The sequence below is a fragment of the Pseudomonas sp. P8_241 genome, assembly GCF_034008315.1.
GTDB lineage: Bacteria > Pseudomonadota > Gammaproteobacteria > Pseudomonadales > Pseudomonadaceae > Aquipseudomonas.
The window spans coordinates 5,905,504-5,926,495 of the sequence record NZ_CP125377.1; the positions used below are offsets into that span (position 1 = coordinate 5,905,504).

17 protein-coding genes are annotated in these 20,992 nt (G+C 60.7%); 10 read left to right on the forward strand and 7 right to left on the reverse strand.

Translation table 11 applies throughout. The features are described 5' to 3' along the window. The 3 genes from QMK58_RS26545 (at nucleotide 1) to QMK58_RS26555 (ending at nucleotide 2,670) form a co-directional block, all read left to right on the forward strand. Nucleotides 1-1,266, forward strand: a complete 1,266-nt coding sequence (locus QMK58_RS26545) for an ABC transporter permease (protein ID WP_053162799.1) — start codon at nucleotides 1-3, stop codon at nucleotides 1,264-1,266. An 11-nt stretch (nucleotides 1,267-1,277) separates the two neighbouring features. Continuing rightward, nucleotides 1,278-1,796: a DUF3299 domain-containing protein gene (locus QMK58_RS26550; protein ID WP_053162866.1), complete on the forward strand. Its 519-nt coding sequence runs from the start codon at nucleotides 1,278-1,280 to the stop codon at nucleotides 1,794-1,796. Nucleotides 1,797-1,971: 175 nt separating this feature from the next. Continuing rightward, nucleotides 1,972-2,670, forward strand: coding sequence for an OmpW/AlkL family protein (locus QMK58_RS26555; protein ID WP_053162801.1), 699 nt, complete (start codon nucleotides 1,972-1,974; stop codon nucleotides 2,668-2,670). Nucleotides 2,671-2,854: 184 nt separating this feature from the next. On the opposite strand, the gene QMK58_RS26560 is transcribed toward QMK58_RS26555, so the two are convergent. Both QMK58_RS26560 and QMK58_RS26565 read right to left on the reverse strand, forming a co-directional pair. Next, entirely contained in the window at nucleotides 2,855-3,784 is a 930-nt protein-coding gene (locus QMK58_RS26560; RefSeq protein WP_053162803.1) for an NAD-dependent epimerase/dehydratase family protein, read from the reverse strand. Then, nucleotides 3,777-4,661 (reverse strand): sugar nucleotide-binding protein, encoded by an 885-nt coding sequence (locus QMK58_RS26565; protein ID WP_053162806.1) that lies wholly within the window; start codon nucleotides 4,659-4,661, stop codon nucleotides 3,777-3,779. The genes QMK58_RS26560 and QMK58_RS26565 overlap by 8 nt, the downstream gene beginning before the upstream one ends. A gap of 228 nt (nucleotides 4,662-4,889) precedes the next feature. On the opposite strand from QMK58_RS26565, the gene QMK58_RS26570 reads away from it, so the two are divergent. Beyond that, entirely contained in the window at nucleotides 4,890-9,206 is a 4,317-nt protein-coding gene (locus QMK58_RS26570; RefSeq protein WP_320395632.1) for a DEAD/DEAH box helicase, read from the forward strand. A 127-nt stretch (nucleotides 9,207-9,333) separates the two neighbouring features. Here the strand turns inward: QMK58_RS26570 and QMK58_RS26575 are convergent, their stop codons facing one another. After that, nucleotides 9,334-11,463 carry a mechanosensitive ion channel family protein gene (locus QMK58_RS26575; RefSeq protein WP_053162868.1) on the reverse strand — a complete coding sequence of 710 codons (2,130 nt, stop codon included), beginning with the start codon at nucleotides 11,461-11,463 and terminating at the stop codon, nucleotides 9,334-9,336. A 225-nt stretch (nucleotides 11,464-11,688) separates the two neighbouring features. Here QMK58_RS26575 and QMK58_RS26580 point away from each other — a divergent pair, with 225 nt between their 5' ends. From QMK58_RS26580 to QMK58_RS26595, 4 genes are read left to right on the forward strand one after another with little or no spacing between them, the layout of a single operon-like run. Further along, a complete protein-coding gene (locus tag QMK58_RS26580; RefSeq protein ID WP_053162809.1) occupies nucleotides 11,689-12,615 on the forward strand; it encodes a DUF72 domain-containing protein in 927 nt (308 codons plus the stop codon). Then, the gene (locus QMK58_RS26585) at nucleotides 12,612-13,409 is read left to right on the forward strand and encodes an endonuclease/exonuclease/phosphatase family protein (RefSeq protein WP_053162811.1); all 798 of its coding nucleotides are present in this window, start codon (nucleotides 12,612-12,614) and stop codon (nucleotides 13,407-13,409) included. The genes QMK58_RS26580 and QMK58_RS26585 overlap by 4 nt, the downstream gene beginning before the upstream one ends. After that, complete coding sequence (gene clsB / locus QMK58_RS26590) at nucleotides 13,406-14,698, forward strand: cardiolipin synthase ClsB (RefSeq protein ID WP_053162813.1); 1,293 nt, start codon at nucleotides 13,406-13,408, stop codon at nucleotides 14,696-14,698. The genes QMK58_RS26585 and clsB overlap by 4 nt, the downstream gene beginning before the upstream one ends. Beyond that, entirely contained in the window at nucleotides 14,685-15,671 is a 987-nt protein-coding gene (locus QMK58_RS26595) for a lysylphosphatidylglycerol synthase domain-containing protein (RefSeq protein ID WP_053162815.1), read from the forward strand. Before clsB ends, QMK58_RS26595 begins: the two co-directional genes overlap by 14 nt. Before the next feature lie 66 nt (nucleotides 15,672-15,737). Here the strand turns inward: QMK58_RS26595 and QMK58_RS26600 are convergent, their stop codons facing one another. The 3 genes from QMK58_RS26600 to QMK58_RS26610 form a co-directional block, all read right to left on the reverse strand. Further along, nucleotides 15,738-16,496 (reverse strand): alpha/beta hydrolase family protein, encoded by a 759-nt coding sequence (locus QMK58_RS26600; RefSeq protein ID WP_053162817.1) that lies wholly within the window; start codon nucleotides 16,494-16,496, stop codon nucleotides 15,738-15,740. After that, nucleotides 16,486-17,595 (reverse strand): DUF3182 family protein, encoded by a 1,110-nt coding sequence (locus QMK58_RS26605; protein WP_053162818.1) that lies wholly within the window; start codon nucleotides 17,593-17,595, stop codon nucleotides 16,486-16,488. Before QMK58_RS26605 ends, QMK58_RS26600 begins: the two co-directional genes overlap by 11 nt. Before the next feature lie 285 nt (nucleotides 17,596-17,880). Then, a complete protein-coding gene (locus tag QMK58_RS26610) occupies nucleotides 17,881-18,873 on the reverse strand; it encodes a GlxA family transcriptional regulator (protein WP_053162820.1) in 993 nt (330 codons plus the stop codon). Nucleotides 18,874-18,975: 102 nt separating this feature from the next. Between QMK58_RS26610 and QMK58_RS26615 the strand changes: the two genes are divergently transcribed. After that, nucleotides 18,976-19,530, forward strand: coding sequence for a cysteine hydrolase family protein (locus QMK58_RS26615; protein WP_053162822.1), 555 nt, complete (start codon nucleotides 18,976-18,978; stop codon nucleotides 19,528-19,530). 36 nt (nucleotides 19,531-19,566) lie between these two features. Further along, nucleotides 19,567-20,391 carry an alpha/beta fold hydrolase gene (locus QMK58_RS26620; RefSeq protein ID WP_053162870.1) on the forward strand — a complete coding sequence of 275 codons (825 nt, stop codon included), beginning with the start codon at nucleotides 19,567-19,569 and terminating at the stop codon, nucleotides 20,389-20,391. Between the two features lie 79 nt (nucleotides 20,392-20,470). On the opposite strand, the gene QMK58_RS26625 is transcribed toward QMK58_RS26620, so the two are convergent. Continuing rightward, the gene (locus QMK58_RS26625) at nucleotides 20,471-20,992 is read right to left on the reverse strand and encodes a single-stranded DNA-binding protein (protein ID WP_053162823.1); all 522 of its coding nucleotides are present in this window, start codon (nucleotides 20,990-20,992) and stop codon (nucleotides 20,471-20,473) included.

A 20,992-nucleotide genomic window follows, 5' to 3' on the forward strand; every position in this document is an offset into this window, starting at 1 on the left:
ATGTATTTGTTCCGTCTAGCCATGGCCAGCCTGGCTAACCGCCGCTTCACTGCGATCCTCACCGCGTTCGCCATTGCCTTGTCGGTGTGCCTGCTGCTGGCCGTCGAGCGTGTGCGCACCGAGGCCAAAGCCAGTTTCGCCAACACCATCAGCGGCACCGACCTGATCGTTGGCGCCCGTTCGGGCTCGGTGAATCTGCTGCTGTATTCGGTGTTCCGCATCGGCAACGCCACCAACAACATCCGTTGGGACAGCTTCGAGCATTTCGCCAACAACCCGAAAGTGAAATGGGCGATCCCGATGTCCCTCGGCGATTCCCATCGCGGTTATCGGGTGATGGGCACCACCGAAGCCTACTTCGAGCATTACCAGTACGGCCGCCAGCAGCACCTGCAACTGAGCGATGGCCGGGCCTTCCAAACCGATCCGTTCGAAGTGGTGCTTGGCGCCGAAGTGGCCGAAGCGCTGCATTACAAACCGGGCGACAAACTGGTGCTGGCCCACGGCGTGGCAGCGATCAGCCTGGTCAAGCACGACGACAAGCCATTCACCGTGGTCGGCATTCTCAAGCGCACCGGCACGCCGGTCGACCGCACGTTGCACATCAGCCTCGGCGGCATGGAAGCGATCCACATCGACTGGCACAACGGCGTGCCGGCCCGGGGCGAGGGTCGCGTCACGGCTGATCAAGCGCGCAACATGGACCTGAAACCGCAGGCGATCACCGCGTTCATGCTCGGCCTCAACAACAAGATTTCAACCTTTGCCCTGCAGCGCGACATCAACGAATTCCGTGGTGAACCGTTGCTGGCGATCTTGCCGGGCGTGGCGCTGCAAGAACTGTGGAGTTTGATGGGCACGGCGGAAAAAGCGTTGTTCGTGGTTTCGCTGTTTGTGGTCCTGACCGGTTTGATCGGCATGCTCACGGCGATTCTCACCAGCCTCAACGAACGCCGTCGGGAGATGGCGATCCTGCGCTCCGTGGGGGCGCGCCCGTGGCACATCGCGACGTTGCTGGTGCTGGAAGCTTTTGCCTTGGCGCTGTCGGGCGTCGTGACGGGCGTAGCACTGCTCTATGCGTGTATCGCCGCAGCCCAAGGGTACGTGCAAGCCAATTACGGTCTGTTTTTGCCGCTGAGTTGGCCAAGCGAATATGAATGGACGCTGCTCGGTGGCATCCTTGGCGCCGCATTGCTGATGGGCTGCGTGCCGGCCTGGCGCGCCTATCGCCAATCGTTGGCCGATGGTCTGTCGATCCGTTTATGAGGATGTTGAAAATGCCCCGCGCTGTACTTGCGCTGTTGATGCTGGTCGCCCTGCCCCTGTGGGCGGCACAGCCCAAAGACCTGACCTGGTCGGAAATGATTCCGCCTGACGCGCCGGTTGAAGTACCGAACATGACACCGCTGCACGATCTGTCGAAGATGAGCGATGCGTTGTCGGCCGAATCGGCGCCGGCCGCCAGGCAAGACCTGCCCAACGCACCGGTGGTCAAGGCGCTCGACGGTCAGAACATCCGCTTGCCGGGCTACATCGTGCCGCTGGAAGTGAACGAAGAAGGACGCACCACCGAGTTTCTGCTGGTGCCGTATTTCGGCGCTTGCATCCATGTGCCGCCACCGCCGTCGAACCAGATCGTGCACGTCAGGAGTGAAGTCGGGGTGAAAGTCGACGAGCTGTATCAACCGTACTGGATCGAAGGTGCATTGCAGGTCCAGGCGTCCAGCAGCGAGCTGGCGGATGCCGGATATCAAATGGGGGCGGACAAGATTTACCTCTATGAATTGCCGGAGTGAATCCGCTGCCCTTGTGTTGTCTGTTAGTGCCTCATCGCGAGTCTGCTTGCAATGAGGCCAGCAAAAACACCATAAAACCTATCCATTTCAAATTTATTGAGCTACATCAACACCAGAAATTCATTAGCCCGCTACCATTGGTCATAGAAAATTTTTAACGTCCTCTGGAGCCCCCATGAACAAGTCCTTGCTCAGCGCCTCGATGGTTGCCCTCGCGCTCGCAGCCCCGCTCGCCCACGCCCACGAGGCCGGTGACATTCTCATCCGCGCCGGTGCAATCACTGTCAACCCGGAAGCCGACAGCTCCCACGTCAAGGTCGATCAAGGCCCGCTGGCGGGTGCCGACCTGGGTGGCAAGGCGACCCTGAGCAGCGACACGCAATTGGGCTTGAACTTCGCCTACATGCTCACCGACCACGTGGGTATCGAGCTGCTGGCAGCGACACCGTTCGAGCATGACGTGAAACTCAAGGGCACAGCGCTGAGCGCGGCCAACGGCAAACTTGGCACGCTCAAGCACCTGCCACCGACCCTGAGCCTGGTGTACTACCCGCTGGATCCGAAGTCGGCGTTCCAGCCGTACGTCGGCGGCGGCATCAACTACACCTATATCTACGACGAACATGTGGGCAGCGAAGCCGAGGCCGCCGGCTTCAGCAACTTCAAGGCGGAAAACTCCTGGGGCATGGCCTGGCAGGTCGGTGCTGACTACATGCTGACAGACAACGTCATGATCAACGCCCAGGTGCGCTACATCGACATCGATACCCGCGCCACCGTTGAAAACAACGCGATTGCCCCAGGTACCCGGGCACGTGTGGACGTGGATGTGGACCCGTTCATCTACATGGTCGGTCTGGGTTACAAGTTCTAAAGAACGTTCACGTGGTGGTGAACCTGGCTTAGTGGTGAGCAGACTTAGAACTGATGGCGACTGCATTGCGGTCGACCGGGAGCAAGCTCCCTTGCCACAGGAATTGCGCACGTTGTAACGTAAATTCCGGCCGTGAAAAAGGCGCCTGTAAAAAGGCGCCTTTTTCATGTCCGCTTGAAACGATTTATCGTTCCAACAACCGCGCCAGGCCAACACTCATGGGTGTCTGTTCGGTGGTTTTGAAGCGCTCCAACAGCCGCCGGTTGTTCGCCCGGGAATGCCGAATGTCACCGCAACGGGCCGGACCGTAGCTCACGGGAGGCAACTCACCGACCACGGTTTCAAGGGCTTCGAGCAACTGTTTTAGCGTCGTTGCCTGGTTCCAGCCGACGTTGATTGCGCCCGATTCGACCTGGTTTTTTTCGATGGCTTGCACCAGCAGATCGACCAGGTCTTCGACGTAGACAAAATCACGCGTCTGCTCGCCATCACCGAACACCGTGATCGGCAGACTTTTCTGCGCGCGCTCGCTGAAAATACTGATCACCCCGGAATACGGCGAGGACGGATCTTGGCGCGGGCCGAAGATATTGAAGAAACGAAAGATCACCGGCTCCAGCGCATGCTGGCGTCGATAAAAATCCAGGTAATGCTCGCTGGCCAGCTTGTCCGACGCATAAGGCGTCAACGGCGCTTTCGGCGTGTCTTCGTCGATGGACTCGCCTTCGCCGTTATTGCCGTACACCGCGGCGCTGGAGGCAAACAACACGCGTTTGACCCCGGCCTGGCGCATGGCTTCGCAGACGTTCAGCGTACCGATGAAGTTGCTCTGGTGCGTTTTCACCGGATCGTCCACCGAGGCCTGCACCGAGGCCACGGCCGCCAGGTGCGCCACTGCACTGCAACCGACCATCGCCCGGGCAACCAGCGCTGCGTCGGCAACATCGCCCACCATCAGCTCGACCCTGGGATTATCCAGCGGCAGGTTGCTGCGCTTGCCGGTGGACAAGTCATCGAGAACGCGCACCGAATGGCCCTTGGCTAGCAGGGCATCGGTCAGGTGCGAGCCAATGAAACCGGCACCGCCGGTGATTAAAACGGGACCTTCAGCCATGGCGATAGAACCTGTCCAGTAGACCGGGGAGTGCCGCACGCCAGGCGCGTGGCTTGATCCCGAAAGTGTGGAGAATCTTCTTGCAGGCCAGCACAGCGTGTTGCGGCTCTTCGGCGGCATCCGGACGCGTGGCATGAGCCTGGGCGGTCGGCGCTTCGATGGCCAGCTCATGCAGGTTGCGGGCTTCGGTAAGAATTGCCTGCCCCAACGCCAGCGGCGTGGTCGCCTCATGCCCGGCGTAGTGGTAGGTGCCCCACAGCGGCGCGGAGCAATCGAGTTGTTTGAGCACCGAAATGATCACGCGAGCGGCGTCGTCTACCGGCGTTGGATTACCGCGGCGATCATCGGCCATCAGCAGCTCTTCCGGCTTTTCGGCTCGGGCGAGGAAGCGGCCAAGGGTCCCATCGGGGCTGTCATCGAGCAGCCAGCCGAAACGCAGCAATACATGTTGCGGGCAGGTGGCACGCACACTTTGTTCGATCCGCCATAACGCCTGACCGCGCAGGCCCAGGGGCAGTGGTTCGTCTTTTTCGCTGTAGGCGGTAGCGCGGGAGCCGTCGAACACCCGATAGCTCGAAGGTTGCAACAGCACGATATTGTGGTGCTGGCACAGTTCGGCCAGACGCTCGATCGCCCGTTCCTGTCGGGCCAGGCGTTGTTCGCTGACCGCTTCGGCCTGAAACCAGTCGAAGTAATAGGCGAGGTTGATCAACGCGTCCGGGCGCGTGTCGTCGAGCAGTTGCGTCAGGCTCGCGGCATCCCAGCCATCTTGTGGCGGGCGGGGGGCGAGGAAACCGATGTCTTCCTCTGCACCGAGGCGAATCAGCGCCTGCCCAAGGGCATTTCCGCCGCCCAGTAACATAAGGCGCATTCGCATAGAGTCAGCAGGCCCAGTCTGATTGGAACGATGGTTTGTCGACAGCGCTTGCGGGCGATGTCGTTGAAAGTTGCGCGAATCGTTGCATTTTGCGGGTTTAGTGCGCAACCGTCATCCGTAAAGTGTAGATGTCCGGGATTTGTGGTGATGCTACTGGCCCCATTGCCAGCAAGCCCAGATCCCCAGCGGTACTTGCATCTTGGCCCACCCACCCGCATAAATTGCCCCATGAACCTGCCCATCCCCGCAGACAGTGCCCTGAACGGCTTCCACCCCGCCGTCAGCGCCTGGTTCAGCCACACCTTCCCTGCGGTCACCGCCGCCCAGGCCCGGGCGTGGCCGTTGATCCGCCAGCGCCGCTCGACATTGATCGCCGCGCCCACCGGTTCCGGAAAGACCCTCACCGCCTTCCTCGCCGTGATCGACGATCTGGTCCACCGAGGCCTTGAAAGCCCTGGCGGCCTGCCTGACGAAACCCTGGTGGTTTACGTTTCGCCGCTCAAAGCCTTGTCCAACGACATCCAGATCAACCTGCAAAACCCATTGGCCGGAATTACCGAGCAATTGCGTGCAATGGGTCTGCCCGAGGTGCAGATCGCCACCGCCGTTCGCACCGGCGATACCCCGCAGAAAGATCGCGCGGCGATGCGCAAGATGGCGCCGCACATCCTCGTCACCACCCCCGAATCGCTTTACGTGCTGCTGGGATCCGACTCCGGCCGGCAGATGCTGGCAACCACCCGCACGGTGATCGTCGACGAGATCCACGCCATCGCCGCCAGCAAACGCGGCAGTCACCTGGCCCTGAGCCTTGAACGCTTGCAGACCCTGTGCGCCGAACCGCTGATGCGCATCGGTCTGTCGGCCACGCAAAAACCCATCGCGGCAGTCTCGCGTTTTCTGGTGGGTCGTGATCGTCCTTGCGAGATCATCGACATCGGTCATGCCCGGCCCCGTGATCTGGACATCGAAGTACCTCCGGTACCGCTGTCGGCGGTGATGGCCAACGATGTCTGGGAACTGGTCTATGACCGTCTCGCCGCCCTCGCCCGGCAACACCGCACCACGCTGATTTTCGTCAACACCCGGCGCCTGGCCGAGCGCCTCAGTCGTCACCTCAGCGAACGCCTGGGCAAGCAAGCCGTGGCCGCCCACCACGGCAGCCTGGCCAAAGAGTTTCGCCTCGACGCCGAACAGCGGCTCAAGCGCGGCGACCTGCAAGTGCTGATCGCCACGGCATCGCTGGAGCTGGGGATCGATATCGGCGACGTCGACCTGGTGTGCCAGATCGCCTCGCCACGTTCGATTGCCGGTTTTCTGCAGCGAGTCGGTCGCTCCGGGCACCAGGTTGGTGGCACGCCCAAGGGTCGACTGTTCGCCACCACCCGCGACGACCTGATCGAATGCTCCGCGCTGCTCGACTGCGTGCGTCGGGGCGAGCTCGACACGTTGTCGATTCCCAAGGCACCGCTGGATGTACTGGCGCAGCAGATCATCGCCGAAGTCAGCTGCCAGGAATGGCAGGAGCAAGCGCTACTGGACATGTTCCGCCGGGCGTCGCCGTATGCGGGACTCGACGACAAGCATTATCAAGCGCTGCTGCACATGCTCGCCGAGGGCTACAACGGGCGTCAGGGCATCCGTAGCGCCTACCTGCACCGCGACGCCGTGACCCGCACCCTGCGCGGTCGCCGGGGCGCAAAACTCACCGCCGTGACCAGCGGCGGGACGATTCCGGACAACGCTGACTACAGCGTACTGCTGGAGCCCCAAGGGCTGAACATCGGCACCATCAACGAAGACTTTGCGGTGGAAAGCATCGCCGGCGATATCTTCCAGTTGGGCAATACGTCCTATCGGATCCTGCGCGTCGAAACCGGCAAGGTCCGGGTCGAAGACGCCCAGGGTCAGCCACCGACCATTCCGTTCTGGCTCGGCGAAGCACCGGGGCGCAGCGCTGAATTGTCTTGGGCGGTAGCGCGCCTGCAAGCGCACCTCGATAAGTTGCTTGGCTGCACGCCGGGCAACTTGCAACCGGCACTCGACTGGCTGACCGAGACCCTTGGCCTGAACGTCGCCAGCGCTGAACAACTGGTGGACTACCTGGCTCCAGCGCGTCAAACCCTGGGCGCCCTGCCGTCGCAAGACACGCTGCTGATGGAGCGCTTTTTCGACGAGTCCGGTGGCACACAACTGATCATTCACACGCCGTTCGGCAGCCGCATCAACCGCGCCTGGGGTCTGGCCCTGCGCAAGCGTTTCTGCCGCACCTTCAACTTCGAATTGCAGGCCGCCGCCAGCGAAGACGCCATCGTGCTGTCGCTGTCCACCAGCCACAGCTTCGAACTGGACGATGTCTGGCGATATATCCACAGCAACAGTGCCGAACACCTCCTGATTCAGGCTGTGCTCGACGCGCCGCTGTTCGGCGTACGCTGGCGCTGGAATACCGGGGTGGCCCTGGCGTTACCGCGCTACAGCGGCGGGCGCAAAGTGGCGCCGCAAATCCAGCGAATGAAAAGCGAAGACCTGATCGCCAGCGTGTTCCCCGATCAGATCGCTTGCGTGGAAAACCTCGCCGGCGAACGGGAAATTCCTGACCATCCGCTGGTGGAACAAACCCTCGACGATTGCCTGCACGACGCCATGGACTGCGAAGGCTGGCTCGCCTTGCTGCGCCGCATGGAGCGCGGCGAGGTGCGTCTGATCAGTCGCGACCTGCCGGCGCCCTCCCCGTTGGCAGCAGAAATTCTCAGCGCCCGGCCCTACACCTTTCTCGACGACGCGCCGCTGGAAGAGCGCCGCACCCAAGCTGTGCTCAACCGGCGCTGGAGCGACCCGCAATCGACCGACGACCTCGGTGCACTGGATGCCGAGGCGATCAACGCTGTGCGCAAAGAAGCCTGGCCTGCGCCCACGGGCATCGATGAAATGCATGAAGCGCTGATGAGCCTGGCGTGTATCACTGACGCAGAAGCCGAGGTCAATCCGCAGTGGCGCAACTGGCTCAACGCGTTGGCCCAGAGCGGTCGCGCCAGCCGTTTGCAGATCAACGCTGTGCAATCGTTGTGGCTGGCGTTGGAACGGCTGACCTGTCTAAGGGCGATTTATCCACAGGCACAATGTTCGCCACCCTTGCTGGCGCTACCGGGTTTCGATGAAGTCTGGGAGCGGGAGGAAGCCTTGGTCGACATGATCCGGGCGCGACTCAGCGCCTTCGGACCGCTACCGCTGCATGCTATTGCCGAACCCCTCGGCTTATCCGGCCCTGTCGTGAGCCAGGCCTTGGCGCAACTGGAGCGTGAGGGCTATGTCCTGCGCGGACGTTTCAACCCCGGCACCCAAGAGGAAGAATGGTCCGAGCGGCATTTGCTCGCACGTATTCATCGCTACACGGTCAAGCGCCTGCGCCGGGAAATCGAGCCGGTGGCTTTGCAGGACTTCATGCGGTTTCTGTTCGATTGGCAGCATGTGTCCAGTGCCAATCAGGGTCAAGGCGCGGCCGTGTTGCCGGTCGTGGTCAGCCAATTCGAAGGCTACCCCGCCGCCGCTTCTGCGTGGGACAGCGACATCCTGCCGGCGCGGATCAAGGATTACTCGGCGTTGTGGCTCGATGAGCTGTGCCGTAGCGGCAGGCTGGTGTGGACGCGTCTGAGCGCGCGCAACAAGAGCACCGGCACCGCGTTGCGCAGTACACCGATTGTGTTGCTGCCGCGCAGTCAGGTCGGGCTCTGGAGCGGGCTGACCGAGCAGACGCCAATCAGTGAACTGTCACCGAAAACGCAAAAGGTTCACGCCGCCCTCAGTCAGCACGGCGCGCTGTTTTTCGATGAGCTGATTCACGAGGCCCATCTGCTGCGTTCGGAACTGGAAATCGCCTTGCAGGAACTGGTAGGCGCCGGACTGGTGAACGCCGACAGCTTCGCCGGACTGCGCGCGCTGATTACGCCGGCCAGCAAGCGGCAGAACCGCAGCAGTCACCGCGGACGTGGGGCCTTCATCGGCGGCATGGACGATGCGGGGCGATGGGCGCTGTTGCGTCGCGCTCCCGCCGTGCCGGCTGTGGATAACCCACGTCCGGCGCCGACACCCGCCGATACGCTGGAACACATTGCCATGACCTTGCTGCGCCGCTACGGCGTGGTGTTCTGGCGCCTGCTGGAACGTGAGGCGGACTGGCTGCCGAGCTGGCGCGAGCTGCTGCGCACTTTTCATCGCCTGGAGGCTCGGGGCGAGATTCGTGGCGGGCGGTTTGTCAGCGGCCTGGCGGGGGAGCAATTTGCGCTCCCCGAGGCGATTCCGTTATTGCGAGAAGTACGGGGCCGACCGAAGGATGGCAGTCTCGTCGCCGTTTGCGGGGTCGATCCGCTGAATCTCGCCGGCACGCTGTTGCCCGGTGCGAAAGTCCCGGCGCTGGCGAGCAATCGGCTGGTGTATCGCGATGGCCTGCCGGTGGCTGCCGAGATTGCCGGCAAGCCTTTGTTCTGGGTGGAACTTGATCAGCAAGCCAGCGAAGAGGTGCGCAATAAGCTGATCCGGCATTGATGGCGTTTGCGCTGGCCCCTTCGCCAGCAAGCCGGCTCCTACTGGTTGATGTACCTGCGCATATCCCTGTAGGAGCCGGCTTGCTGGCGAAGGGGCCCTCAAAACCAACAAAAACCTCCCGGACGACTTACTGCGACCGCGACCCATCGGGCATCAATACCGAATGCTCCGGCTCTGACTCAACCTGCGGCGGCGCCTCGACTGGATGCCTCGGCACCAGCGCCTGCTGTGGATAAGTCTGCGCGAAGTGCACCCACGGACTGTTATCCACAAGTTTTTTCAAACGCTGATTGAACGCCCGGCTCACCGCATATTGCCCGCCGGACACCGTGCGGAATTGCGAGGTCAGCACCACTCCGTTGAGGTCCATCTTGTCGACGCCGAAGACATCCAGCGGCCCTTGCAGGTTGTAACGCAGGAAGGGATCGTTGCTGATCGAATGCCCGGCTTCGCGAATCAACTCGATGGCCTTGTCCACATCCGTGTCATAGGTGAACTGTACCGAGAAAAACGCATAGGCGAATTGCCGCGATTGGTTGGTCACCGCCTTGATCTGGCCGAACGGCACCGAGTGCACGAACCCCTTGCCGTCACGCAGGCGCAAGGTGCGAATGGTCAGGCCCTCGACAGTACCGGCATGACCGGAATCGAGCACCACCCAGTCGCCGATGGACAGGGTGTCTTCGATGATGATGAACAACCCGGTGATCACGTCCTGCACCAGTTGCTGGGAACCGAAACCGATCGCCAGGCCCACTACCCCGGCACCAGCCAGGAACGGCGCAACGTTGATTCCCAGGTTGGCCATGGTGGTGATTGCGCAGATCACCACCAGGATGATTTTGATCGCATTGCGCAACAGCGGCAGGATGGTTTTCACCCGTGTACTCGGCTGGCGCGCCGAGCGCTTGCTTGCCGGTGGTTTCAAGGCCTCCTGAATGGCCGTGTCGAGCACCACCCAGACCATCCACGTCACCAGGAAGATCAGACCGATATGGCTCAGGGAATCGCTGATCGCTCGGCCCACTGCGTTACTGACCGCAAACTCGAACAACGACACGCCCCAGATGCGTCCCAGGACATCGATGAACACGACGGCCATGGCAATGCGCAACAACGCGTGGGACAGGTTCAGGAAACGCTCTTTGTAGGCACTGCCGCGCCGCACATCCGATTCGCTGCGTGCCTTGAACAAATGATGCAGCGTGGTGCTGAGAAACACCGTGGCAATCAGCAACACGGTGGTGAACAGCGCGCTGCGCAGCACAGTCTGATTGTCGTCACCAATGCCGATCAGGTTGATGATCGATACCAGCACCATCAACAGGATTGGCCAGTACCAGAGCCCGGAAAATATGCGCAGGGTTTCACGCAATGCCGGCTGGCTGACGCGCTGGGCCAGCGGCAGAATCCGAATCACATGAGCCACCGGCCGACGCATGCGGATCACCAGCAAGCCAAACGAAATTGAAGCGGCGAGCCCGGTAAAAACGGCGACGCTGCTGGTGAGGTTATTACCCAGTTGATGGGCGATCTGCGGGCTGGTCAGGGCATCGCTCAGGGCAACCAGAAAACCGATGGAGAACAGCGGCCGGGGACTGTGTTCTCGGATGATCCGCACCGCCCGGCGCTTGTGCCCGACGTTGAACACCACCACCAGCGACATCACCAATGACGCGGCAAAAACGCCGGCGCTCGTCGCGTAGGCAAAACACAGCGCCAGGGCCCGACCCGCTGAAACCTGCAAAAACTGGCTGGCATATATCGTCAGCGGCAAACTGACTACCGCCGGAATTGCGTAGGGCAACAAGTAGCCGAGCAACGCTTGGCCACGCTCGCGACTGAGCAGCCAGCGATGTGCACCCAGACGTTGCGCCAACAGGCGCCCGACCAGCCAAAGCAGCGCAAATACGCCAGCCCAGACGCAGGTCAGCAGAAGGAAATCCCCCAGGACGCTCCAGCTCGAGCGAGCCGATGGACGATTGACCAGCTCATCGACTTCATCCACCGCCCGATCAGCGCGCAGGCGCCAGGTGTCGACCAGGTGCTCGTTGAGGTCGAGCTTGCTCTGGACCTCGTCAATGCTCGAACTGATGGCGCCCAGCAATCCGCCCTGCACCAGCGGTTCTGGGTGCGCCGCGGGTGTCGCGGCGGTACTGGCGGCAGCCGGCAATCCCGGTATCGCCGCTGCTTCGAGCGTCTCGCTGCCCAAAAACAGCAGTGCACCCAGTAAAGTCGCGATCTTGAGCCCGATCAAAGCACCCTCTCCGTTGGCTGTGACTGTAAGGAACTGATCGAGAAATGCCGGACAAGTTCGCACCTGGCCCGCCAATGCATCGTCGAAAAACTCGCCGGGTGACATTAGCACGCATGCTGCGCCAGCTCCTACGCTGCAAGCGGCGGTCAACCGTCCGTAGCCCCGTCGAAACTTTCGGCGCCACCGTGCAGTCCTTCAAAGACAGGGCATCGGACCGGAGGCGACATGGCGGCGATTCATATCGGTATTTCAGGTTGGCGGTATACGCCCTGGCGCGGGGATTTCTACCCGAAGGGGCTGGCCCAGAAGCGAGAATTGCAATTCGCCTCACGGGCGGTCAACAGCATCGAAATCAATGGATCGTTTTACGCCCTGCAGCGGCCGGAACGTTACGCTCAGTGGTATGGCGAAACGCCCGCCGAGTTCGTGTTCAGCGTCAAAGCCCCGCGTTTCATCACCCACATCAGACGCCTGCGGGAGGTTCACAAGCCCTTGGCGAACTTCTTTGCCTCCGGGGTACTGGAGCTGAAAGAAAAGCTCGGACCGATCCTCTGGCAGTTCCCTCCTGACTTCAAATTCGACGCTGGGCTGTTCGAGACCTTCCTTGACCAGCTGCCCCGCGACACCGAACAAGCCGCCGCCCTCGCCCGTCAGCATGACGCCCACGTCAACGGCCATGCCAGCCTGAAGGCCTACAAAAAGAAGCGTTTACGCCACGCCGTGGAAATCCGCCACGAGAGCTTTGTCGACCCGGCGTTCATTCGCCTGCTCAAACGCTACAACACCGCCCTGGTGATCGCCGACACCGCGGGTAAATGGCCGTACCGCGAAGACATCACCAGCGACTTTGTCTATCTGCGACTGCATGGCGCCGAAGAACTCTACGCCAGCGGTTACACGCCGCAGGCCTTGCAGCGCTGGGGCGACCGGATCGAAGCATGGCAGCACGGCCGACAACCGAGCGATCCGCAGCTGATTGCACCTCGCCTGAAGCCAAAGCCACGCAAGTCCCGTGAAGTGTTCTGCTATTTCGATAACGACATCAAAGTCCGGGCGCCTTTCGATGCCCGTCGTTTACTGGAGCGATTGCACCTCGACAAGGATCTGGACACCGTTCCCGGTGAGCCCGCTGTGGAGGGCGTGTTGTCATGAGCATTTCAGAGCCTGTCGGCGTGACGGACGAACAGTCCAGCATCGACACCCAAGTGCGTCGGTTCACGGTGCTGACGGTCAACACCCACAAAGGATTCACCGCGCTCAATCGGCGTTTCATCCTGCCGGAACTGCGCGAAGCGGTGCGCAGTGTGTCCGCCGATGTGGTGTTTTTGCAGGAAGTCCATGGCACCCACGAGCAGCATCCAAAGCGCTACAACAATTGGCCGACGATACCGCAGTACGAATTCCTCGCCGACACCCTTTGGCCACAGTTCGCCTATGGGCGCAACGCGGTCTATCCGGCGGGCGATCACGGCAACGCGCTGCTGTCGAAATTCCAGATTATTCGTCATGACAATCTCGACGTGTCCATCAGCGGTCACGAAAACCGCGGGATTCTGCATTGCGTGTTGCGCCTGCCCGGCGACGGTCGCGAGGTGCACGCCATCTGCGTGCACCTGGGCCTTCGGGAAACCCACCGCAACGCGCAACTCGCTCTGTTGGCCCAACGCCTGGACGCGCTGCCAGACGACGCGCCGGTAATCGTTGCCGGTGACTTCAATGACTGGCGCCAGCGCGCCGATGCGTTGCTCAAACCCAGCGGATTACGCGAAGTCTTTGCCGAACATCATGGCAAACCGGCGCGCAGTTTTCCCGCACGTTTGCCGGCTTTGCGTCTGGACCGCATCTACGTGCGCCACCTCAAGGCCAGCCATCCGCAGGTGCTGGCAAGCCGGCCCTGGTCCCACCTTTCCGACCACGTCCCGCTATCGGTGGAGATCGAGCTATGAGCAGCCAGTCGATGGAAAAAACCACGGTTGAACACATCCCCGCGCCGCCGGTACGCGAGCCGACAGCAGTCGATGTCGAATACGGCTGGCAAGGCAGCAATCGAGTCGAGTTGCTGGAAAATGGCGAGGCGTATTTTCCTCGAGTGTTCGAAGCGTTGCGTCAGGCCCAGAACGAAATCCTGCTGGAAACCTTCATTCTGTTCGAAGACAAGGTTGGCAACGAACTGCAACAGATCCTCATCGAAGCGGCACAAAGGGGCGTGCGCACCACCGTCAGCCTCGACGGCTTCGGTTGCGGCGAATTGAGCACCGGGTTTCTCACCGCTCTAAGCGGCGCGGGCGTGCATTTGCAGATGTTCGATCCGGCACCGAAACGCCTGGGCATCCGCACCAACTGGTTCCGACGTTTGCATCGCAAAATCGTGGTGGTGGACGGGACTGTCGCCTTCATCGGCGGGATCAATTTTTCCGCCGATCATTTGGCTGACTTCGGCCCTGAGGCCAAGCAGGATTATTCGGTTGAAGTACAGGGGCCGGTGGTCGCTGACATCCATCACTTTGCCTTGCTGCAATGCGGTCGCCCGGCGCGGGCCAAATACTGGTGGCAAAGGCGCCGACAACGGCGCTCCGAACTGGCCATCAACGATCATGACGGTCAAGTGCGGTTGGTGTACCGCGACAACGGCGAACACCCGACGGACATTGAAGAGGTCTATCGGCAGGTGTTGCGCACTGCACAACGGCGGGTGGTGATCGCCAATGCCTACTTCTTTCCGGGTTATCGGCTGTTGCGCGAAATTCGCAACGCGTCGCGCCGGGGCGTCGATGTGCGGCTGATCCTGCAGGGCCAGCCGGACATGATGGTGGCCAAGCTCGCGGCGCGCATGACCTACGACTACTTGCTCAAGTCCGGGGTAAAAATCTACGAATACTGCGACCGACCGCTGCACGGCAAAGTGGCGCTGGTGGACGAAGACTGGAGCACCGTCGGCTCCAGCAATCTGGACCCGTTGAGTCTGTCGATGAACCTTGAGGCCAACGTGCTGATTCGCGATCGCCAGTTCAACCGTGAGCTGTACGACCGACTCGAAGACCTCAGCGACCATCACTGCAAGATCATGTCCCCCGAAAAAATGCCACGCGGACGGGTCTGGCACATGACCGTCGGCTTTCTGGTATTTCACTTTCTGCGGCATTTTCCGGCATGGGCCGGTTGGCTACCGGCGCACAAACCACGCCTGAAACCCTTCACGCCTGCGACCGGGAGCGATCACCATGAGCCACGCTGATACCGGATCGACGTCCCACACCGAGCACCCGGCCAAGTCGCGCTGGAGCCGTTGGAAAAAACCGCTGACCATGTTGTTTTTTCTGGCGCTGATTGTGTTGTTGACGATGTTCGCCCAGCGCATCGAATGGGCCGAAGTGCTCGAGACCCTGGCCGATTTCAAAGTGCGCACCTTGATCATCGCGTCCTCCCTGACAGTGCTGAGTTTTCTGGTGTATGCCTGTTTCGATCTGATCGGGCGCACTTACATCCGTCAGGACCTGACCTGGAAACAGATCCTCCCGGTGGGCATCATCAGCTACGCCTTCAACCTCAACTTGAGTGCCTGGGTCGGTGGCATTGCCATGCGTTATCGGCTGTACTCGCGCCTCGGGGTGAGCAAGAGCAACATCGCGAAAATCCTCGGCCTGAGCCTGGCGACCAACTGGATCGGCTACATGCTGATCGCCGGCGTGGTGTTCAGCAGTGGATTGGTGCGCATGCCACCGGGCTGGAAACTGAGCAGCGGTGCGCTGCAAGCGGTGGGAGTGTTGTTGCTGCTGGTGAGTGCCGGATACCTGGCGGCTTGCCGTTTTTCCAGTCGTCGGGAATGGTCGATTCGTGGAGTGGAAATCAATTTACCGTCGCTGCGCATGGCGATCCTGCAACTGTGCCTCGGCGCGCTGAACTGGTCGCTGATGGCAGCGGTCATTTTCACCCTGCTGCCGAGCAAGCTCGATTACCCGTTGGTGCTGGGTGTATTGCTGATCAGCGCAATTGCCGGGGTCATCACGCACATCCCCGCCGGGCTCGGCGTGCTGGAAGCGGTGTTTGTGGCGCTGCTGCAACATGAGGCATCACGGGGCAGTCTGGTGGCAGGATTGCTGGCATATCGGGCGATCTATTTTCTGTTGCCGCTGTTGATCACCTTAGTGATGTACCTGATCGTCGAAGCCAAGGCCAAGTCGTTGCGGATCAGCAAGAAACCCAAGTGAATTGTTGTTGGTAGTCAGGACGCCATCGCGAGCAAGCGGCGAAGGCATCCGCGAGAACGCCTCAAATCATTTCGATTGAATAATGCTCAACCGTTCACCCACTACCATCTCCGTGATCCAGTCCACCAGGATCGACGTGTAGGCCTGCTGTGAAACCGGGTCGCTCAAGGCGTGATCGGCACCATCGATGATGCGGTGCGTCAGCGAATGCGTCTGCTGACACGCCGCGCGATAACTCATGATCGTTGCGTGGGGAACAAAGTCGTCGGTCTCGGACTCCACCAGCAACACATCTCCGGTAAATGCCGAACACGCATGCAACGCACGGTTTGTGTCGGCGCGCACCAAGGTACTGCGGTAATCGCACAAATCGAGCTTGTCCAGATCGCGTTTAGGCGTGTGCCATTCTTCGTCGCGATACAGCGCCGGCACCCGCAGCGCCAACCAGCGCACCGGCCTGAGCGACGTAAGGATCGAAGCCAGGTAGCCGCCGTAACTGGTGCCGACCACGGCAATCGCCGAGGTATCGAGCGCAGGATGCGCAAGCAAACGATCATAGGCTGCCAGCAAGTCCCGCAAATTGTCCTCGCGCGTCACTCGGGTCAAGGGAATGCCTGTGCCCCCGGTATGGCCGCGCAAATCAAACGTCAGGCACACACAACCCAGCCCGGCGATACCTTTGGCCCGCTCCAGGTCGCGCTCCTGACTGCCGCCCCAGCCGTGCACAAACAACACGCCGGGGACTTTCGATTTTGGACTGAGAAAGGTCCCGCTCATCTGTTCGTCGTCGATGTCGATTTGAATGCTTTCGCTTCTAGCCGTCATAGGATTTGACCGTTACGTACTTGAGTAGAAAATCACTGTCCTGAGCCGGGCCGCGATACACCTCAATGGCGTTTGGCGGCAGCGGCTGGTCGATGTAGGTCTCGACGGCAGACACGCGAATGGCGCGCATGTCCGGATCGTTGATGAAACTCTGCAATGCCGCGACCTCGGCGCTGCTGGCCCCGCCCAGGCGCCAGGATTGTTCGAGCACGCCACTGCGTTGCCGACCGTTGCTGTCCACCCCCTGAGCGATGTCGTAGTTGCGCCGCGACGCAAAAAATCCGGGGTAGGCTTCATTCGCAGCGCTGTCGAATACCTGGGCCTGCTCAATCGCCAGGCGCACGTCTTCAGCCAGGTCGAGCAACAGCAAATCGTCATACTCGCCCTGCACCACCAGCAGGTCGGAGCCGCCGTATACCGGCTCGCCATGGGCGTCTTCGGTCAAGTATTGCTCACCGCAGTAACTCAGTACTTTGTCGCCGACAAAACTCTGACCCACGCTGTGGGTGATGACCTGCTCCAGATCCTGCTCCAGTACCACGCCTTCGTTGAACAGGGTTTTAGCGTCTGGCCGGGCAAGGATGTCGTCGAATTGATCGAGGCTTTTGATCACTTCCTGCCCGCGCCCCGCACAGGCATGAATCGGCTTGAGGCGAATCGGCCCGTTGTACAGCAGATGTTCCGCTGCCGGCCGCGCATCTTCAAAGGAAAACACGCTGAGACCGTCGAGCACCACGCTGCGCACCCGCTCGGAGAACAACGGCGCCCAACCTTGAGGTGCACGAGCGTTGTGGTTCAGCAAGCCGTGGCTGATGGCCTTGGTGCAGATGAAATCGTGGTCGACATAACCGCCCCACAAATCGTCTGGCCCCTCGACCCCCAATGCTCTTGCTGCGGCGGCGCCGACCAGGGTTTGGGTGGGCAACAGATACAGATCCTTTCCGTCATGCAAGTCGGCGTTGTAACTGCCCGCGTATTTGAGCCCGAGTATTTGCGCGAGCCAACGGGCGAGTGCCCGGTTGGTCTCGACTTCGTGCAACGGCGCGTCGGCGTTAACCGAATGAGCGACCACCAGTTTCTTGCGGTTTGCCGGGGTCATGCATCCCCCTTCAATCGGCGCGTGATGAATGTAGTGATAGGGAGTGCAGAGATCACGCCAATGACCAGGCGGGTGCAATGGCTTTCAAATCAATGGGTTGCGCAAAACGTGATGGCAACTTGCCTGTTTTAATCTGCACGAAGCCTGTTGAGGTTCAGGCATTTTGCACGACCCCCTGTAGGAGCGAGCTTGCTCGCGATGGTGGAATGCCAGTCAACATCTATGTTGAATGCTAAGCCGCTATCGCGAGCAAGCTCGCTCCTGCATGGGTTTGTGGTGAGGCATCTAGCGTGTGGCGCTAGCCGGCGTGACACCAAACCGCGTTCGATAATCACTCGGCGCCAGCCCGGTGATTTTCTTGAAGGTCGAGCGAAATGCTCCGGGGTCCTGATAACCCACAGTCCAGGCAATGTGATCGATGGTGCCGTTGGTGAATTCGAGCATTTCTCGGGCCTTACCCACGCGCAGATGTTGGCAGTATTCGGTGGGCTTGAGCCCGGTGGCTGAACGGAAACGCCGCAGAAATGTGCGCTCTTCCAGCCCTGCCCGCTCGGACATCGCCGACAATGAAACATCGGTCGCGCCGGTGCTTTGCAACCAGTGCTGCACTTTCAGGATCGATGCATCGCCATGGCTGAGGATCGGCGCAAAGTTGCTGCCGCATTCACTGGCACTGTCGCTGTGCTCCACCACCAGAAAACGCGCCGTGCCGGTGGCGATACTCGGCCCGAGCAAGCGGTCGACCAGACGTAAACCCAACTCGGACCAAGCCATCAATCCAGCAGTGGTAATCAAGTCACCGTCATCGACAATGGGTGTATCGGCCTTGAGTTTGATGGCCGGGTAACGCTCGGCGAAGGTTTTCGCAGAGGTCCAGTGCGTGGTGGCGCTGCGGCCGTCGAGCAAACCGCTTTCAGCCAGCAGGATCGACCCTACGCATACTCCGCCCAGCGTCGCACCGCTGGCATGTTGTTCGCACAACCAGCGGATCAAACCCTGCGGCGCCTGGCCTTCGGAGAAACCGGCAATCGATGGCGGAATCAGCACGGCCACCATGGCGCGATCCGGCCCTGGTTGGCTGTCGAAGACGCGCTCCGGCACTTGCTCGTCCCGGACCTGCCAATGGCTGACGCGTAGCAACGGCAACTGCACAGCCTGATGCTCGGCAGCGATCCGGTTGGCCACGCCGAACAAGTCCGTCAACCCATGCACGGCCGCCATCTGCGCGCCGGGGTAAATCAGTACCCCCAATTCGGCGATTGCCCTTTGTGCGTCCATTGTCAGTTTTCCCCCTCTTATTGTCGGTGCGGCCAATCCTCGGAATGTCAGCTAAACCTGATACTTCATTCCACACCCAACACACACTTCGAGGTAACAGTCATGGCCAAGCAAGCGCTCATCGTAGTCGATATCCAGAACGACTACTTCCCCCAAGGCAAGTGGCCGCTGGTCGGTGCCGACGCCGCTGCGGACAATGCCGTGCGCCTGATCAAGGCCTTCCGCGACGCAGGTGATTCGGTGGTGCACATCCGCCACGAGTTCACCTCCGAGGATGCACCGTTTTTCACCCCGAACTCCGAAGGCGCCAAACTGCATCCCAAAGTCCTCAACCGCGCCAACGAGCCAGTGGTGCTCAAGCACTTCGTCAACTCGTTCCGCGAAACCGAACTACAGTCAATCCTCGATGAGAAAGGCATCAAGGAGTTGGTGGTCGTGGGCAGCATGAGCCACATGTGTGTCGACGGCATTACCCGCGCCGCCAATGATCTGGGCTACAGCGTCACGGTGATTCACGACGCCTGTGCCAGCCGCGACCTGGAATTCAACGGCCTGACCGTTCCGGCAGCCCACGTGCATGCGGCCTTTATGTCCGCCCTGGGCTTTGCCTACGCCAGTGTGGTCTCCACCGACGACTTCCTGACTGCCAACCAGTAAACACCCAACCCACGCTACGTTCTGGAGATGTTCGACATGGCTACTCTGACGACTCGCGAAGGCAACACCCTTTACTACAAGGATTGGGGCAGCGGACAACCGGTGGTGTTCAGCCACGGTTGGCCCTTGAGCGCCGACAGTTGGGAATCGCAGATGCTGCACTTCGCCAACAACGGCTTCCGCGCCATCGCGCACGATCGTCGGGGCCATGGCCGATCCAGCCAGCCGTGGGACGGCAACGACATGGATCACTACGCCGACGACCTGGCGGAGTTGATCGAACACCTGGACCTCAAGGACGTGATTCTTTTCGGCTTTTCCACTGGCGGCGGTGAAGTGGCCCGTTACATCGGCCGTCACGGCACCAAACGCCTGGCCAAGGCCGGACTGATCTCCGCCGTACCACCGCTGATGCTGAAAACCGAAAGCAACCCCAAGGGCTTGCCGATCGAAGTCTTCGACGGCATCCGCGCCGGCTCCATCGCCGACCGCTCACAACTCTACAAGGACATTGCCGGCGGTCCGTTCTTCGGTTTCAACCGTCCGGGCGCCAAATCCTCCCAGGGGCTGATCGACTCGTTCTGGATGCAAGGCATGATGGGCGGCCACAAGAACACCCTTGACAGCATCAAGGCATTCTCGGAAACCGATTTCCGCGAGGATCTAAAGAAATTTGATGTGCCGACCCTGATCCTCCACGGCGATGATGACCAGATCGTGCCGATTCAGGCTGCGGGCCTGGAGAGCAAGCGGTTGATCGAGCATGCGCAGTTGCTCGTCTACCCCGGCGCGCCCCATGGGCTGACCGATACCCATAAAGAGAAGGTGAACGCGGACATGCTGGCGTTCGCCAAGGGCTGAATCGCCACATACGAAAAACAAAAAGCCCGTAGCGTGTAAGCGCTACGGGCTTTTTTATACCGTTCGGTCTAACGAATGCTTAGAACGGGATATCGTCATCAAAGCTGTCGAAATCCGGAGCCGGTTGCGGCGCAGCCTGCTGTGGAGCCGGAGCCGAACGCTGTTGCGGTGCCGACTGCTGAGGACGCGGTGCCTGTTGGCGCGGAGCGGATTGTTGGTAGTTGTTACCACCGCCCTGGCCCTGTTGGTCGCCCTGTGGACGGCCGCCCAGCAGTTGCATGGTGCCTTGCATGTCGACCACGATTTCAGTGGTGTAACGCTTGATGCCGTCTTTTTCCCACTCGCGGGTCTGCAGTTTGCCTTCGATGTAGACCTGCGAACCTTTACGCAGGTATTCGCCGGCGATTTCTGCAACCTTGCCGAACATCGATACACGGTGCCATTCGGTCTTTTCGACTTTCTGACCGGTTTGCTTGTCGGTCCACTGTTCGCTGGTCGCCAGACTCAGGTTGGTCACGGCGTTACCGTTAGGCAAGTAGCGAACTTCGGGATCCTGGCCGCAAGTGCCGACCAATATGACTTTGTTAACCCCACGGGCCAT

Coding starts and splice junctions, on each gene's coding strand:
- QMK58_RS26600 (WP_053162817.1), bottom strand. CDS start 16,496: ATGACGGCTAGAAGCGAAAGCATTCAAATCGACATCGACGACGAACAG.
- QMK58_RS26595 (WP_053162815.1), top strand. CDS start 14,685: ATGAGCCACGCTGATACCGGATCGACGTCCCACACCGAGCACCCGGCC.
- QMK58_RS26625 (WP_053162823.1), bottom strand. CDS start 20,992: ATGGCCCGTGGGGTTAACAAAGTCATATTGGTCGGCACTTGCGGCCAG.
- clsB (WP_053162813.1), top strand. CDS start 13,406: ATGAGCAGCCAGTCGATGGAAAAAACCACGGTTGAACACATCCCCGCG.
- QMK58_RS26560 (WP_053162803.1), bottom strand. CDS start 3,784: ATGGCTGAAGGTCCCGTTTTAATCACCGGCGGTGCCGGTTTCATTGGC.
- QMK58_RS26550 (WP_053162866.1), top strand. CDS start 1,278: ATGCCCCGCGCTGTACTTGCGCTGTTGATGCTGGTCGCCCTGCCCCTG.
- QMK58_RS26610 (WP_053162820.1), bottom strand. CDS start 18,873: ATGGACGCACAAAGGGCAATCGCCGAATTGGGGGTACTGATTTACCCC.
- QMK58_RS26585 (WP_053162811.1), top strand. CDS start 12,612: ATGAGCATTTCAGAGCCTGTCGGCGTGACGGACGAACAGTCCAGCATC.
- QMK58_RS26580 (WP_053162809.1), top strand. CDS start 11,689: ATGGCGGCGATTCATATCGGTATTTCAGGTTGGCGGTATACGCCCTGG.
- QMK58_RS26545 (WP_053162799.1), top strand. CDS start 1: ATGTATTTGTTCCGTCTAGCCATGGCCAGCCTGGCTAACCGCCGCTTC.
- QMK58_RS26555 (WP_053162801.1), top strand. CDS start 1,972: ATGAACAAGTCCTTGCTCAGCGCCTCGATGGTTGCCCTCGCGCTCGCA.
- QMK58_RS26620 (WP_053162870.1), top strand. CDS start 19,567: ATGGCTACTCTGACGACTCGCGAAGGCAACACCCTTTACTACAAGGAT.
- QMK58_RS26615 (WP_053162822.1), top strand. CDS start 18,976: ATGGCCAAGCAAGCGCTCATCGTAGTCGATATCCAGAACGACTACTTC.
- QMK58_RS26565 (WP_053162806.1), bottom strand. CDS start 4,661: ATGCGAATGCGCCTTATGTTACTGGGCGGCGGAAATGCCCTTGGGCAG.
- QMK58_RS26605 (WP_053162818.1), bottom strand. CDS start 17,595: ATGACCCCGGCAAACCGCAAGAAACTGGTGGTCGCTCATTCGGTTAAC.
- QMK58_RS26570 (WP_320395632.1), top strand. CDS start 4,890: ATGAACCTGCCCATCCCCGCAGACAGTGCCCTGAACGGCTTCCACCCC.